Origin of the sequence: Xylanibacter caecicola (assembly GCF_013166515.1) — a bacterium.
Lineage (GTDB): Bacteria > Bacteroidota > Bacteroidia > Bacteroidales > Bacteroidaceae > Prevotella > Prevotella caecicola.
In genome coordinates, this window is record NZ_JABKKJ010000029.1 from 12,546 (window position 1) to 28,128 (window position 15,583).

Below are 15,583 nucleotides of genomic sequence, written 5' to 3' on the forward strand. Positions count from 1 at the left end.
CTTGAAAATATAAACAAGAAACAGAAAAATAAAACAATATGGAAACAAACAAGAAATGCAACATGTCTCCTGCCACTGAAGAGCAGAAAGTATTTGTTGCAGCCGACTACAAAAAAGGTCAGCCACGCTGGTGTCCCGGATGCGGAGACCACTTTTTCCTGGCTTCATTACATAAGGCAATGGCAGAACTCGGCGTGCCGCCACATCAGACGGCTGTGATATCAGGTATAGGATGCTCAAGCCGACTGCCCTACTACGTGAGCACATACGCCATGCAGACGATACACGGACGTGCGGCGGCGATAGCGACAGGTGTGAAAGTTGCCAATCCCGAGCTTGCAGTATGGCAGATAAGCGGCGACGGCGACGGTCTTGCCATCGGCGGAAACCACTTCATCCATGCCATGAGAAGAAATGTCGACATAAACGTGATATTGCTGAACAACCGTATATACGGACTGACAAAGGGACAGTACTCGCCGACAAGTCCGCGCGGCTTTGTAAGCAAGTCGTCACCCTACGGCACGGTTGAAGACCCGTTCCGCCCGGCAGAGTTGTGCTTCGGTGCACGCGGACACTTCTTTGCACGCGCCGTGGCTACCGATGCGGCAGGCACAGTGGAAGTGTTAAAGGCTGCTTACAGGCACAAGGGCGCCTCGGTGTGCGAGATTATGCAAAACTGTGTAATATTCAACAATGGTGCTTTCGATGCGATTTACACAAAAGAGGGACGCAAGAAGAACACCATATACGTGAAACACGGCGAACCGCTGATATTCGGAGAGAACAACGAATACGGACTTATGCAGGAGGGTTTCGGACTTAAAGTAGTGAAACTGGGTGAAAACGGCATAACGGAGAAAGACATCCTGGTGCACGATGCACACTGCGAAGACAACACCCTGCAGCTGAAACTTGCCATGATGGACAATGAACATGGTTTCCCCGTTGCGCTCGGTGTCATCCGTGATGTTGATGCCCCAACTTACAACGACTCCGTACACGCACAGATAGAAGAGGTAAAAGCAATGAAAAAATATCATAACTTTGCCGAACTGCTGGAAACGAACGATACGTGGGAAGTTAAATAAAGAAGAAATGATACATCCATAACATGGAAGTTTCCTTAAAAGGAGCTTCGCTTTATCAAGACAAATTCCCCATTAACAACTGTACGGGCAAAGATATCTGCATCAGACACACCATACCCACACAAGTGTTAATGGGGAATTTCTAACAAAAATACGCATAAACGTTATTTACAACACATAATAGACTGCCATGAGAGCAAACACGAATAAATTAATGCGATATATCTTCCTCGTAACATTGCTGACAACATGTTGCAACATACAGAGCCAGCCCGACTCTGTCGTTATAGGAGAAGCACCAAACGGCAAAGAGATATATTCCTATGAAAGAGACACCAAATTTCCTATCAGCAGCATATCATGGAAGAGAAAGGATAACACTCTGAACATTGTTACAGCCAACAGACTATCCGAAAATCTTAATTTCAGAAGCATTGTCATGAGATACAATCTTGACAACGGACAGTTGTTGTGGACAATCGCAAAAAATGATAATGTATCTGCGGCACTTCATTCCGAACATGGCATCATTACAATTGAAGACAACATCCTGAAACTGCACGACAGCAACGACGGCAATATGATATGGGAGAAAAAGCTATATCCTATCTACCGAAATGATTCTCTTGACCTGATAATAGGATACAAAAAGCCTTATAACAACGCCAATAGTATCATTGCTCTAAGACTTGGTACAGGCGAGCAACTATGGGAAGGCAAAATAAAACGCATGCACAATCTGGGATGGGACAGAGCACGGCTTATAGAAAACGAAAAGATGATTGTTGTCGCCGATGACATTAACATGATAGATCTTAGAACAGGAAAAACAATTACAGTCGAAGCAAAGACAAGTCAAAACGACCTGTTAAAAACAGCCATAGGTATCATTGGAATATCTCTTTCAAACATACTTGCCCATAAAATGATACCTAACGGCTTTACACCTTATTATTTGCCACAATATGGCATGGGAGAGCTGTGCGGACTAACATCAAACATAATGGAAAAAGACTCATGCCACTATATAGCCGACAGAGAATGCCTGAGATGTTTCTCTTACGATATGGAACAACTGTGGAGATTCGATTTTCCTACAGGAAATTCATCATACTCATTACTATACGGAAATGACAAGATGCTACACATGGTAAACTTCGGGTACGGAATCGGTAGAAACAATTGCAGAATGAAACACAGTGTACCGTTTATCGCCACAATAGACCCGATTACAGGAAACAGTATATTCTTTAAAACCCTTGCTCCCGGAAAAGAACCCATTAATGATGCTATAATAACAGACAAAGACGCTTTCTTCATGTTTGATGACAGAATTGTACGTCAATGCGACATCAACGATTCCGTAATAAAACAAATACCGTGGCAACATACACAATACGGCAGGCCGGCACTGTTCCATTGTGACACAATATATGTTGCAAATCAGAATGGTTGCGGCTTCACAGCCATAAGCTGCGAAAATAAATATCTTAACATAATTACAGACAAAAACAATCTTGTTATAACAGACTCATGTCTAAACCTCATCAAAGTATATAAAGAAAGTGACTTATATCAAGTAGGTTTTAAACATGGTGACTACAAGTATATATACAAACATCTGAAGAAATCAAAATATGACAGTTGGATTGTACATAACAACGGTACCCCCGTGATACATTTAAAGCAAGAGTTTGAAAGTATAAGGTCTGTCGGCGACTATATAGTTTTTATCTGCGAAAACAAAATAAGATATATCAAGCTATAAACATTTGAATAAATTCCAATAAAAATGAAGTCATCTAAACTTCTTTATCATTCTGAAAAATTCTATAAAGGGTCCGGCGAAATCATACCTTACAACGCATGACAATAAAGAATGAAACATAAAAAACCGGAAATACGGAATAAAAAAGCCACGTGGCTATAATTAGAAAAAGGCATCCCGTACTTCCGGTATTTTTAAATTACGAACCATAAAGTTCCCGTCGAGCAGGAGCTTTATGGTTCTGCTGTCATCGCGGTGCCAGCCATCGAGCCATGCGGTCGCGTGCAAACAGGTAGTAGAACAGGACACCCGCCCAACTTGTGACAGGGAGAAGTGTCATGAAAACAAGTCTCTTCCGCACAGGAACGTGCAGACATCCTATCTCACAAACAATCCTTATTGTAAGGATAAATCCCGTAAACCAAGCTACAAAAACCATCATAAGCTCATCGTTTTAAAGTTAAACATCAAATGACCGGCACCAACTTAAAGCTGCTACATTGCAGGCTGTGAATGTTCTTGCATTCCGCCCGTGTTACCGGTAACTTCGTCTTTTATGTCACTTGCAACCTCTTTCACATTTCCAGCAGCCTTTTTATAACCCTCTTTCATGCCCTGTTTAAGATGATTATAATGTTCGAGGACACTTTCTTTTGCCCTGTCATATCTCTGCTGCACAATGTCCACACCTTCCTTTATCTTGCACGACATGTCGCTTGAACAATCTGTAGGACAATCACAAGCACCTCCGTGACAACAGCAAGCCATACACCTGCCTATCTTTTTGCGGTTTGATACCACAGCGGCAGCCGCCGCTCCAATCAATGCCAATGCCAATAACTTTTTCATAACTCTAAAATTTAAATTAATAACTGTTTTATAAACCCTGCCTGAAATAACTGTTATTTCTTAGGCTTACTTTCGGAAACAGACTTCTTTGTCTCTTTCTTTTCACAAGCTTTCTTTGTGCATTTTGCATCAGCCTGCTTTTTTGCTGCATTCTTATTCATAACTAAAACTTTTAAATGGTTAATACTAATATCCGGAAACAAGCTTATCCAAGCTCTTCCTCTTCAAACTCTTTTTTGTCCGAGTTGCATTTGCACCACTGCATATTCTTGTCATCAATGGAACCGAGCACCTCTTCACTGTTCTTCTTTGACATTTCACGGTCTTTCTTACGCATATCCTTCTCCGTGCGTTCCGTACCTTCCGGCTCACGCTCTACAAGTCCGTTAGTACGTCTCACTTCCTCAAGAGGTTTGTCAATATACTGCCACTCCTCTTTAAGTTGAGTACTCAAACCCTCGTTCCAAGGACCTCTTGCGTCATTGCCTTTGGAGAAATTGAAATAAAGGTTGCTGTACTTAGGCGATGTCTGCAATGCTCCCGGAGGGAAGTTGGGCTGTATTGTTTCCAGCGCAGCTTCAAACTGCTGATAGTGAGTAACCTCACGCGTCATAAGGAACATAAGTGACTCTCTTACCAGCGGGTCGTCCGTAAACTTAAGCAGGTTCTCATAACCAATCTTGGCACGACATTCTCCTGCCATGTTCGAGCGCAAGTCAACCGTAAGGTCGGCATTGGCAGATATATACGATGCACACCACGGATTGCCGTTACTGTCGGTCAGCGTAGGACTTCCGGGAGACACAACAAGGAAATGCGGGAATGTGAAAGCCTGGTGTATGAACTCTTCCTTGGCAGCCTTTCCCTCCATCATCTTGTTTATCTCCATTGTCTCTACCGCATCCTTCATCTCTCCGCCCACAGAACCCAACAGCATCTGTATGGTGGCACCCACAATCTCAAGATGTCCCAGCTCTTCCGCCGCTATATCCATAAGCATGTCATACTTGTCGGGATAAGGGTTATGACAACTGAACGCTTGTACAAAGTACTGCATTGCTGATTTTAACTCGCCGTTGGCACCGCCAAAGGCCTCTAAAAGAATTCTTGCAAAGCGCGGATCGGGCTGCGACACACGCGCATTGAACTGCAAATCTTTTACATGATAAAACATAATCGAATAGTTTTAAATGTTAATAATAAGTTAGTTAATGAACTCCGACACCGTTAACGGCATCCGGCTGCAAATATATGATGCCGTCTGCTAATGAAGAAACAATATATGATTTGTTCAGGACTATTAAACCGCGTTTAATTAAAATACTTTTATATTATGACAATACGCCTAATTTTATTTTACTTTGACAATGAAAACAAGATGTAGGAGGATGTATCTTATTAAACGGGTACAACAAGTGAGTTCAAGCAAAGTACATCCAAAGGTCTTCTCCAAAAGGTAGGGACACATTCTTTGGAGAATTCACATTATATTAATAACGTAGATACAAAAAGAAGATGTATCAAAATAAGTAGATATAAGGAGATAAAAGAAGGTAAAGGAAGATAGAGAACAATAGTCTTATATCAATCGACAAGACATATGTCTTTTATCTTCCTTTACCTTCTTTTATCTCCCTATATCCACTTATTCGGACACCCTCGTATATTCAATAAAACTGCTTTCGGAAACAAGGCGTGTCCCCTTGAAGCATTACAGCTTGTCACCGTAACACAAATCGCCCGCATCTCCGAAACCCGGAACAATATATTTATGCTCGTTCATGCCCGGATCTATCGAGGCACACCACACGGTGGTATCTTCGGGAACAGCCTGTTCAACAACATCAAGCCCCTCTTCTGTTGCTATAACACATGCTATATGCAGACATGCCGGCTTACCGTTTTTCAACAGTGCCTCATATCCGGCAGCCATAGAACCTCCCGTTGCAAGCATCGGATCTGCAATGATGAGCGTCTTCCCCTCAACGGAAGGAGACGCCATGTATTCAGCCCTTACACCCACCTCGGTGTGTTCGCGGTTCGTATACATGCGATATGCGCTGACAAAGGCGTTGCCGGCATGGTCGAAAACGTTAAGGAAACCTTGATGAAACGGCAGTCCGGCACGCAGCACCGTGGCAATTACTATTTCGTCTTCAGGCAAATTGATCTTGGCAATGCCGAGAGGTGTCTGTATTTCTTTCTGCTTATAACTTAATGTCTTTGATATCTCACACGCCATATACTCGCCTATACGCTCTATGTTGTTACGGAAAAGCAGGCGGTTTCTCTGATAGTCTACATCGCGTATCTCTGCCATGTATTGATTCAGAATGGAATTTTGCTCACTTAAATTTATTGTCTTCATAATATTTTTGTTTGTGCAAAAATAATGCAAATCACAGACAACACAAAGAGATATACAGCCTTTTTGTTGATAATGAAGTCATCTAAACTTTTATGAGATTCAATATTTGCCTTTATTTTTTGAGGGTGTTTTTGCATTTGAAGAGAGATTGTCATGGGCAACAGTGTGGAGATGTTCAAAAGGAGATAAAGGAAGATACGGTAAAACAGCCGGAGATAAAAGACGTATGTTTTATTGCCATAACGAGAACATACGGTATATTAAGCAACGGACTGTCAGCGCATTTGAAGAAACACAAGGTGAAGTATCCTTTTGTAAAGTCCGTTTAGCAAAAGAATACAGGGTCGAAAACATTTTTCAATTCTTTAACCTAAAAAACGAGAAGACACACTTAATTACTTATATAAACTTTGTATGTGAAAAAAGTTTTTGCTAACTTTGCCACGTTTAAGTACATGCTTATATATTTTAAGGTAAAAATAATTCACATTTTAATATCAGATTAAGACAATGGCAAAATTGGATTTGGAAAAGTATGGCATTACCGGTTCAACCGTAATCGCGCACAATCCTTCATACGAACAGCTGTTCGAGGAGGAAACAAAGGCCGGTCTCGAAGGCTATGAGGTAGGTCAGAACACAGAACTCAATGCAGTGAACGTAATGACGGGCATCTACACAGGCCGTTCTCCCAAGGACAAGTACATCGTAATGGATGCTAACTCCAAGGACACTGTATGGTGGACATCGGAAGAATACAAGAACGACAACCACCCCATGTCTGAAGAAGTTTGGGGCAAGGTTAAAGATATCGCCAAGAACGAGCTTTGCAACAAGAACCTCTACGTAGTTGACGGTTTCTGCGGTGCAAACAAAGACACACGCATGGCAGTGCGTTTCATCGTTGAAGTTGCATGGCAGGCTCACTTTGTAACAAACATGTTCATCCGCCCCACGGCAGAAGAGCTTGAAGCTTTCGAGCCAGACTTCATTGTTTACAACGCTTCTAAGGCAAAGGTTGAGAACTACAAGGAGCTGGGTCTTAACTCTGAAACCTGTGTAGCATTCAACACCACAAGCCGCGAGCAGGTTATCATCAACACATGGTATGGCGGTGAGATGAAGAAGGGCATGTTCTCCATGATGAACTACTACCTGCCCCTGAAGGGAATAGCATCTATGCACTGCTCTGCAAACTGCGACATGAACGGTGAGAACACTGCAATCTTCTTCGGTCTGTCAGGAACAGGAAAGACAACTCTTTCAACCGACCCGAAGCGTAAGCTCATCGGCGACGACGAACACGGCTGGGACGACAACGGTGTGTTCAACTTTGAAGGCGGATGCTATGCAAAAGTCATCAACCTCGACAAGGAGAGCGAGCCGGACATCTACAATGCAATACGCCGCAACGCTCTGTTGGAGAACGTTACAGTTGACGCTGAAGGCAAAATAGACTTTGCAGACAAGAGCGTAACAGAGAACACACGTGTTTCTTACCCGATAAACCACATCAACAACATACAGCCGGGTTCATCGGCACCGGCAGCAAAGCAGGTTATCTTCCTGTCTGCCGACGCGTTCGGAGTGCTTCCTCCCGTGTCTATACTTACACCGGAGCAGACAAAATACTACTTCCTCTCTGGCTTCACGGCTAAGCTTGCCGGTACAGAGCGCGGCATCACAGAGCCTACGCCTACATTCTCGGCTTGCTTCGGTCAGGCTTTCCTCGAGCTGCATCCTACAAAATATGCAGAGGAGCTGGTAAAGAAGATGGAGGCAAACGGTGCCAAGGCATACCTCGTAAACACAGGCTGGAACGGTACAGGCAAGCGTATCTCCATCAAGGATACACGTGGTATCATCGACGCAATATTGAGCGGCGACATCGACAAGGCTCCTACAAAGCAGATACCTATGTTCGACTTCACAGTTCCGACAGAGCTTCCGGGCGTTGATACAAACATTCTCGATCCGCGCGACACATACGGATGCGCTTGCGAGTGGGAGAAGAAAGCAAAGGATCTTGCAGCACGCTTCATCAAGAACTTCGCCAAGTACGAAGGCAACGAGGCTGGCAAGGCTCTTGTAGCAGCTGGTCCGAAACTCTGATATAGAGCAAACAAGGGCTGAGAGCCTATATCGATACAAAACCTTGCTTTATTTGACAAATTAACGTATATTTGCAAACATTATCTAAAATAATACAAAAACAATTATTTATGAAATCAAAGATTTTACTAATCGTTGCGCTGGCTTTCACTATAAGCGCGGGCGCACAAAACAACACAAAATGCGGCAACAAAGAGAACTGCTGCAAGAACGACAAAAACATCTTCAATCATCTGTCTGTAGGATTAAACGTAGGAACAACGGGTATAGGATTCGACGTGGCAATGCCTGTATGCAACTACGTACAGGTAAGGGCTGGCATGGACTTCATGCCTAACATCAAGGTAAGCACCGACTTTGACATCGATGCACCGAATGTTGCAGGCTATGACATACCGAACAACATCGAGGCGGAGGAAAAGTAGGATTTACTAACGGCAAGCTGCTGTTTGACGTATATCCTTTCAAAAGAAGCAGTTTCCACGTAACAGCCGGTGCATACTTCGGTTCGTCGAAGATTGTAAAGGCATACAACAAAGAATACGGAATCCTGGAGGATCTGGCAAAATTCAACAACGACGTTGAAGCCGGACTTTACCCCGGACAGGAGAAAATCGGCGTTGAGCTTGGCGACTATCTTCTTGAGCCGGACGATAACGGTAACGTACAGGCATCCATAAAGACTTCATCGTTCAAGCCTTATCTCGGCATAGGTTTCGGACGTGCCGTGCCAAAGAAGCGCGTAGGATTTATGTTCGACCTCGGCGTGCAGTTCTGGGGAACGCCCAAGGTATACTGCTTCGACAAAAGGCTGACCGATGATGACGTAGACGGCGGCGACGGCGGCATCATAAAGACCATAAGCAAGATAAAGGTATATCCCACCTTGAATTTCCGCATCTGCGGCAGAATACTCTGATATACGCTGTTTATAATCCATAGCTTTGCGTTTCAAAAACCATAGCTTCAGACACCGTAACCCATAGCTTTACGCATCATAAAGCTATGGGTTATAAAATGTATATACAAATGCCTGAGTATGAAGAACTTTACTTCACGCTTCCCTATTGCCTCTACAGTAAGGGCATAAACGGAAAGCCCTGACTTCAAATGCGACAAAAAAAGCTCAAAACCTAATAAATCTTAATTATTTATTTATAATCCTTAAATTGTTAATTCATTTCATTACTTTTGCAGCGAATTTATCATTAATCGATTTTATGGACGACTATTACGCGGAAAATATAAACCTGCATGTGATGTAAGACTGTTTTTCAATGCAAGTCTTTCGTCACTGCTTTTTATTTGCGGAGGATTTGTAAATGAAAACATACTGGAACACAACCAATGGTTTGAAAGCGATTGGCGAATGGGAGCCAAACTGCTGGATACAAGTGACATGTCCTACTGAAGAAGACCAGAAGGAACTGGAAGACCGATTTGACATTCCCGAATATTTCTTTTCAGACATAAGCGATACCGACGAGCGTGCCCGTTATGAGTACGACGACGGGTGGATGCTGATAATCCTGCGTATACCATACGTAAAGGAAATACGTTCAAGAACGCCTTATACCACCGTTCCGCTCGGCATCATACACAAACGCGATGTCACCATCACGGTATGTTTCTACGAGTCGAACATGATGATAGACTTTCTCAGTTTCCAACAGAAACGCAATGTGGGATTTACCGACCACGTAGATCTCATTTTCAGACTGTTCCTGTCATCGGCGGTATGGTATCTGAAAAGGCTTAAGCAAATAAACAGTCTCATAGACAAGGCTAAGCGCAATCTTGACAGAGAGGTGAACAACGAGTCGCTCATAGGCTTGTCAAGACTTCAGGACTCGCTCACATACTTCCTCACATCAATAAGGGGCAATGAAAACCTTCTTGCCAAGCTGAAATTCAAGTTGCAGATAGACGAACTCGACGCCAACCTTATAGAAGATGTGAACATCGAGATGAGCCAGGCAAGGGAAATGACAAACATATACTCGAACATTCTCGAGTCTACCATGGACACATACTCAAGTATCATCAACAACAACATGAACACGGTGATGCGTACACTTACGTCCGTGTCTATCATACTGATGTTTCCCACGCTCATTGCCAGTCTGTTCGGCATGAACCTGATAAACGGCATGGAAAGCAACAGGTTCGGATTTATCATCGCCATGGTGGTGTCTGTATTCATATCGGGACTGTCCTGGTGGATTTTCCGCCACAAGAGACTGATTTAAGGCACTATAATGAAAAAACAATTATTTAATTTAGGTAGTTACAATATTTTTAATTAAGTTTGCAACTTATTAAAAAACGTTTGGAAAATCAAATCATAAACTAAGAAAGTGAAATGATGGACTCTCAAGAAAAAGTTCTCGTACCGGAAGAACAGAATGCAGAAACAACCGCTGGAACAAACAACAGCGCAGTGGAAGAAAACAATGCCGCCACAGCCGAAACAACAGACGAAGTGCTGAAAAAGGTATATAAAACAAAAAAAGAGGTGGTGGAAAGGATTAAGGAAATTGCCCACGGCAACGACAATCCGGAAAAAGAAGAGATTGACAACCTCAAGACAATGTTTTACAAACTGCACTTTGCCGAAAGAGAAGCAGAGATGAAAGCCTATATTGAAGCCGGCGGCGAACCCGAGAAATATCAGATACAACCCGACGAGGACGAAGAGGTTTTCAAGGCTGAAATGGGAGTCATAAAGGAAAAACGTGCCAGAATATTTCTTGAACAGGAGAACCTGAAACAGGAGAACCTGAAGAAAAAGCAGGAAATAATAGAGAAGATAAAGGCACTCACGACTTCACCCGAAGAGGCAAACAAATCTTTTCAGGAGTTTAAGGCACTGCAACAGGAGTGGAAGGAAATAAAACTTGTTCCGGCTGAAAAGGCAAACGAGCTATGGAGAAACTACCAGCTGTATGTAGAACAGTTCTATGACCTGCTGAAACTCAACAGCGAAGCCCGCGAATACGACTTCAAGAAGAACCTTGAAATAAAGGCACGCCTGTGCGAAGCCGCAGAGAAACTGGCAGAGGAAAGCGATGTGATAAGTGCATTCCACCAGTTGCAGAAGCTGCACCAGGAATTCCGCGAGACCGGTCCTGTGGCAAAAGAACTTCGTGAAAGCACATGGGCACGTTTCAAAGCTGCATCGACTGTAATAAACAAGCGCCACCAACAGCACTTTGAAGACCTGAGGGCAAAGGAAGAAGAAAACCTTGCAAAGAAGACAACATTGTGTGAAAAGGTGGAAGCCATAACAAAGGAAGAGAAGAAAGGTGCAGCCGACTGGGAAAAAGCCACAAAGGAAATCATCGCCATACAGGCAGAATGGAAGACTATAGGCTTTGCACCGCAGAAAATGAACGTAAAGATTTTCGAACGTTTCCGCATTGCATGCGACGGTTTCTTCGGAGGAAAAGCGGAATACTTCAAGGATCTGAAACAGAAGTTTGCCGAAAACACTGAAAAGAAGAAAGCACTTGTAGAACAGGCAAAGGCACTTCAGGACAGCACGGACTGGAAGTCGACAAGCGACAAGCTCATAACCCTGCAAAAAGAATGGAAGAAAATAGGCGTGGTTCCAAAGAAAACAGGCGACTTGTTGTGGAACGAGTTCCTTGGTGCATGCAACCATTTCTTTGAGGCACGCAACGCGGCAAATGCAGGAACAAAGAACGAAGAACGTGCCAACCTTGAAAAGAAACAAGGCATAATAGAACAGCTGAAGGCACTGATCGAAGATGCAGGCGAAAACATACAGGAGAAAGTAAGAAGCCTCACTGACGAATACAATGCCACCGGGCATGTTCCTTTCAAAGAAAAGGACAGACTGTACAAGGAATATCACGAGGTGCTTGACAGGTTATATAAGGAACTGAACATCTCTGCTGCACGCCGGCGTCTTGACAACTTCAAGAACAATCTGAAAAACGTTGCGGAAAAAGGCTCAAACGCTCTGGATAGCGAACGTGCAAGACTGATGAGACGCTACGAACAGATGAAGCAGGAGATACAGACTTACGAGAACAATCTCGGATTTCTGAATGCGGCAAGCAAGAAAGGCAACAGTCTGATTGACGAAATGAACCGTAAGGTACAAAAACTTAAAGATGACATGAATCTCGTTTACCAGAAGATAAAGGCAATAGACGCCGAATGTAACGAGAATGAAGACAAGTGATACAACAAGAAACGCTCCCCTTTTCATTTCTTTTGAAGAGGGGAGCGTTTTTATTATAACACTAAAAAATCAAAAACACAACTACCATGAAAAAAATTATCAAATTATTTCTGCTCCTTACTGCATCCGTAATACTCGCTTCATGCGAGAAATATGTATCGGACAGCGACGAGGAACCGGGAGGCAAAGAGGCTGCGAGCACACTAACCATACGCACACGTGTTGCTGCAGCAAGCGCGGAAGACGGCACAAAAATAAGCTATCCGGTAAACATCTACATCTTCAACAGCAAGAACACATGCGTAGCACTGACGACCATAGAAAAGGAAAACGAACGCATGTCACTGAAACTGCCGGAAGGAAACTACAGAGTGTACGCCATTGCAGGAGCCGATGCAGCCAAATACAACCTGCCTACAAAGGAAGAAGCAACAAAAGAGACGGTGATATCGCTCAAAGAGGGAATGCAGCATGCCGACCTAATGACGGCAACAAGCACCATAAACCTTGCATTCGGCGAGGAAAATACACTTACACTCACATTGTCGCGAAAAGTAATGATGATAGAAAAGGTGACAATAAACAACGTGCCTAACAGCGTGACAGCCGTATCGGTTACAATAACGCCTCTACACGAAGACATAATGCTTAACGGGGCATACAGCGGTGACAACGGCAGCCACACGATAAGCCTTACAAGACAAGGAGAGACAGGCACATGGGAAAACACATCCATGGCATATCTGCCCGAAGCATCAGGACCAGCAACGATAAAGGTGTCTCTTGCCACAAGCAACATTACCAAAAGCTATTCTTACTCATGCACAGACGAACTGAAAGCCAATTACAAAATAAGGATAACCGGAACATACACCGACGAAAGCGGTATAACACTTAACGGTACAATGACCGGAGTTGCATGGGAAGGCACAAAAGACATCATATTCAACTTTGACGAGAACGGAAGCACATCGTCGGAGAACAATCCGGGAGATATAACGGGTGGCGAAGAAACGGGCGAGGCTCCGTCTGCCGGCTCATTATATAAAGGATGCTATGTTCTGAAATCCGTCACATCAGGCGGTGCCACCACTGTAACGTTGATATCTACCGGTTCGAGAAACGCACTGACATTTACAAGAGGCAACCAGGCATCCATATCCGAAGCTGTAAACAACGCCATTGCCGGACTGGCAACAGACGGCATCACAGGTTGGAGACTGCCAAATCTTGAAGAAATGGTATATGTAAAAGAAAACCTCGAGACAATAAACGGCAACCTGACAAACTTAGGACAGGACATTATCGTTGAGAAATCAGGAGGCAGCGTGTATTCATATTATTTCATGACATCAAGCGGAGAAATAAACACATACAACATATTCCGCGGCGACACGGACAACAATCCCAACAGCGGTCTTAAAACTGTAATATTACGCGCTTTTGCTACAGTGACATTCAAATAAACAACCATTACCGATTTCAGATGACACCGTATATGTAGGACACATATCCTACATATATGGTGTTATATCAATATTACGCCACACGTAATTACATTTTACTGCAAAAACCACACATTAAACATCATTTTAACATCCAAACAAATTAATTTTATTACATTTGCATACCTAAAACTTAATTTGCAAACAAAACATCCAAGACTGAACGACATGAAGACAATATCAACTGCAACAACCCACATAAGGGCTATATACCTGCTACTGATATCCGGCATCATTACTATCTGCGCATGCATAGGACATAAATATCCGCAACAGCTGATCGTGGCAGACAGTCTTTGCAACGTTAATCCGGACAGTGCCATATCATTGTTAAGAAATATAGCGAAATACATCGAAACCTCGCCGGAAGATGCAAGAATGTACTACCGTCTGTTGTGCATACAGGCTAAAGATAAGGCAGAGCGGATGAAAGCGAAAGAAGAAAAAGAAAACATAACGGAACTTGTTGATTATTATGAACACCGCGGTGACAGAAATCTTCTGCCTACAATATATTACTATGCCGGACGCATCTACGCCGAAACACAGAATGCCCCGCAGGCTCTCGACTATTTCCAAAAAGCCAACGACGCATTAAAACAAGGTGAAGACACAGATCTACGCTCACGCATTTACAGCCAAATGGGCTATCTGTTCCATTATCAGGAAGTATATGATGAAGCCTTGAAAATGTTCACGGCTGCCTATCAGTGTAATAAAGCAACAAATGACACTATTGCCATGATATATGACTTAAGGGATATATCAACCGAATATGAGTCAAAAGACAACCACGACAAGGCATTTGAGTATTTGAAGAAGGCTTATTGCATGGCAAAACAATATAATGATAAATATATGATAGCCAATATTGAACACTATACAGCCAGTTTATATAGGATTACAAATAAACCTGATTCGGCTATGATGTATGCAAAACAATCATTTAAAATAATCCTGCTGTCAGATAGCAGTTCTGCCTATTCACTTATGGCTGATATATACAAACAGAAAGGTAACAAAGACTCGCTTTTATATTACTGTAAACAAATTGAACACATAGGTAATGTTTATGCAAAAAAAATTGCTTATACAAACCTTACTGAAACATATCTTGACAGTAAAGAATATAATAAGGCTAAACACAGTTTCAAGATGTACAAGATATATTCCGATTCTGTCAAAGCAATAAAACGAACCGATATCATTGCCCGTATGAATGCTCAATACAACTATCAGATAAAAGAAAAAGAAAATATTTTATTAAAAGAAAGAAACAAACGTAATAGAATCGCCATAATATTATCATCAACCATTGCTGTTATGCTGTTGACCATTTTGGTTATATATATAAAATACAGTATAAAAAAACGAGACGAGCAACTCCTAAGATATAAATTATACAAACAGATATTAAATGAGAGAATACAAAAATCTGAGGAACATATTCATACAAACAATCTGACAATAACAAACCTGGAGAACAGACTGAATAATCTTGGCAAACAAAAGAATGAATTAGAAAAAGAACTTGAACGTGAGAAAGAACGCTTGCGGTAGTTTCAACTGGCAAGTGCAAAATTAATGATTTGTTTGAAGAATTCTTCTTTCGGGGTTGAGAAATTTAGTTTCTTTCTCGGTCTGAGGTTCAATTTCTTTCCCACTTTCTTGATATAGTTG

Annotated in this window: 13 protein-coding genes and 1 pseudogene; 9 read left to right on the top strand and 5 right to left on the bottom strand. The window is 42.6% G+C overall.

Features of this window, described 5'->3' with window-relative positions; translation table 11 throughout:
- Nucleotides 1-62 precede the first annotated feature (62 nt).
- Both HPS54_RS11475 and HPS54_RS11480 read left to right on the top strand, forming a co-directional pair.
- Nucleotides 63-1,091 (top strand): 2-oxoacid:ferredoxin oxidoreductase subunit beta, encoded by a 1,029-nt coding sequence (locus tag HPS54_RS11475; RefSeq protein WP_172345604.1) that lies wholly within the window; start codon nucleotides 63-65, stop codon nucleotides 1,089-1,091.
- Nucleotides 1,092-1,305: 214 nt separating this feature from the next.
- Nucleotides 1,306-2,859, top strand: a complete 1,554-nt coding sequence (locus HPS54_RS11480; protein WP_216653078.1) for a hypothetical protein — start codon at nucleotides 1,306-1,308, stop codon at nucleotides 2,857-2,859.
- 247 nt (nucleotides 2,860-3,106) lie between these two features.
- Here HPS54_RS11480 and HPS54_RS11485 read toward each other — a convergent pair whose 3' ends face one another.
- The 4 genes from HPS54_RS11485 to upp all read right to left on the bottom strand — a co-directional run bounded on the left by HPS54_RS11485 (nucleotide 3,107) and on the right by upp (nucleotide 6,076).
- The gene (locus HPS54_RS11485) at nucleotides 3,107-3,301 is read right to left on the bottom strand and encodes a hypothetical protein (protein WP_172345593.1); all 195 of its coding nucleotides are present in this window, start codon (nucleotides 3,299-3,301) and stop codon (nucleotides 3,107-3,109) included.
- 53 nt (nucleotides 3,302-3,354) lie between these two features.
- Complete coding sequence (locus HPS54_RS11490; RefSeq protein ID WP_172345594.1) at nucleotides 3,355-3,708, bottom strand: hypothetical protein; 354 nt, start codon at nucleotides 3,706-3,708, stop codon at nucleotides 3,355-3,357.
- A gap of 205 nt (nucleotides 3,709-3,913) precedes the next feature.
- Nucleotides 3,914-4,882: a manganese catalase family protein gene (locus tag HPS54_RS11495; protein WP_172345595.1), complete on the bottom strand. Its 969-nt coding sequence runs from the start codon at nucleotides 4,880-4,882 to the stop codon at nucleotides 3,914-3,916.
- A gap of 537 nt (nucleotides 4,883-5,419) precedes the next feature.
- Nucleotides 5,420-6,076, bottom strand: a complete 657-nt coding sequence (upp, locus tag HPS54_RS11500) for a uracil phosphoribosyltransferase (protein WP_172345596.1) — start codon at nucleotides 6,074-6,076, stop codon at nucleotides 5,420-5,422.
- 510 nt (nucleotides 6,077-6,586) lie between these two features.
- Here upp and pckA point away from each other — a divergent pair.
- From pckA to HPS54_RS11535, 7 genes are all read left to right on the top strand, one after another.
- Nucleotides 6,587-8,188: a phosphoenolpyruvate carboxykinase (ATP) gene (gene pckA, locus HPS54_RS11505; protein ID WP_172345597.1), complete on the top strand. Its 1,602-nt coding sequence runs from the start codon at nucleotides 6,587-6,589 to the stop codon at nucleotides 8,186-8,188.
- 110 nt (nucleotides 8,189-8,298) lie between these two features.
- A complete protein-coding gene (locus HPS54_RS11510; protein WP_172345598.1) occupies nucleotides 8,299-8,613 on the top strand; it encodes a hypothetical protein in 315 nt (104 codons plus the stop codon).
- A 302-nt stretch (nucleotides 8,614-8,915) separates the two neighbouring features.
- Nucleotides 8,916-9,107, top strand: coding sequence for a hypothetical protein (locus tag HPS54_RS11515; RefSeq protein WP_172345599.1), 192 nt, complete (start codon nucleotides 8,916-8,918; stop codon nucleotides 9,105-9,107).
- Nucleotides 9,108-9,510: 403 nt separating this feature from the next.
- Entirely contained in the window at nucleotides 9,511-10,437 is a 927-nt protein-coding gene (locus tag HPS54_RS11520; RefSeq protein ID WP_172345600.1) for a magnesium transporter CorA family protein, read from the top strand.
- A gap of 113 nt (nucleotides 10,438-10,550) precedes the next feature.
- The gene (locus tag HPS54_RS11525) at nucleotides 10,551-12,398 is read left to right on the top strand and encodes a DUF349 domain-containing protein (protein WP_172345601.1); all 1,848 of its coding nucleotides are present in this window, start codon (nucleotides 10,551-10,553) and stop codon (nucleotides 12,396-12,398) included.
- 86 nt (nucleotides 12,399-12,484) lie between these two features.
- The gene (locus HPS54_RS11530) at nucleotides 12,485-13,864 is read left to right on the top strand and encodes a FimB/Mfa2 family fimbrial subunit (protein ID WP_172345602.1); all 1,380 of its coding nucleotides are present in this window, start codon (nucleotides 12,485-12,487) and stop codon (nucleotides 13,862-13,864) included.
- 465 nt (nucleotides 13,865-14,329) lie between these two features.
- Nucleotides 14,330-15,463: a tetratricopeptide repeat protein gene (locus HPS54_RS11535; RefSeq protein WP_172345603.1), complete on the top strand. Its 1,134-nt coding sequence runs from the start codon at nucleotides 14,330-14,332 to the stop codon at nucleotides 15,461-15,463.
- A 2-nt stretch (nucleotides 15,464-15,465) separates the two neighbouring features.
- On the opposite strand, the pseudogene HPS54_RS13165 reads toward HPS54_RS11535, so the two are convergent.
- Nucleotides 15,466-15,583: pseudogene (locus tag HPS54_RS13165) on the bottom strand (IS30 family transposase); the annotation flags it as partial.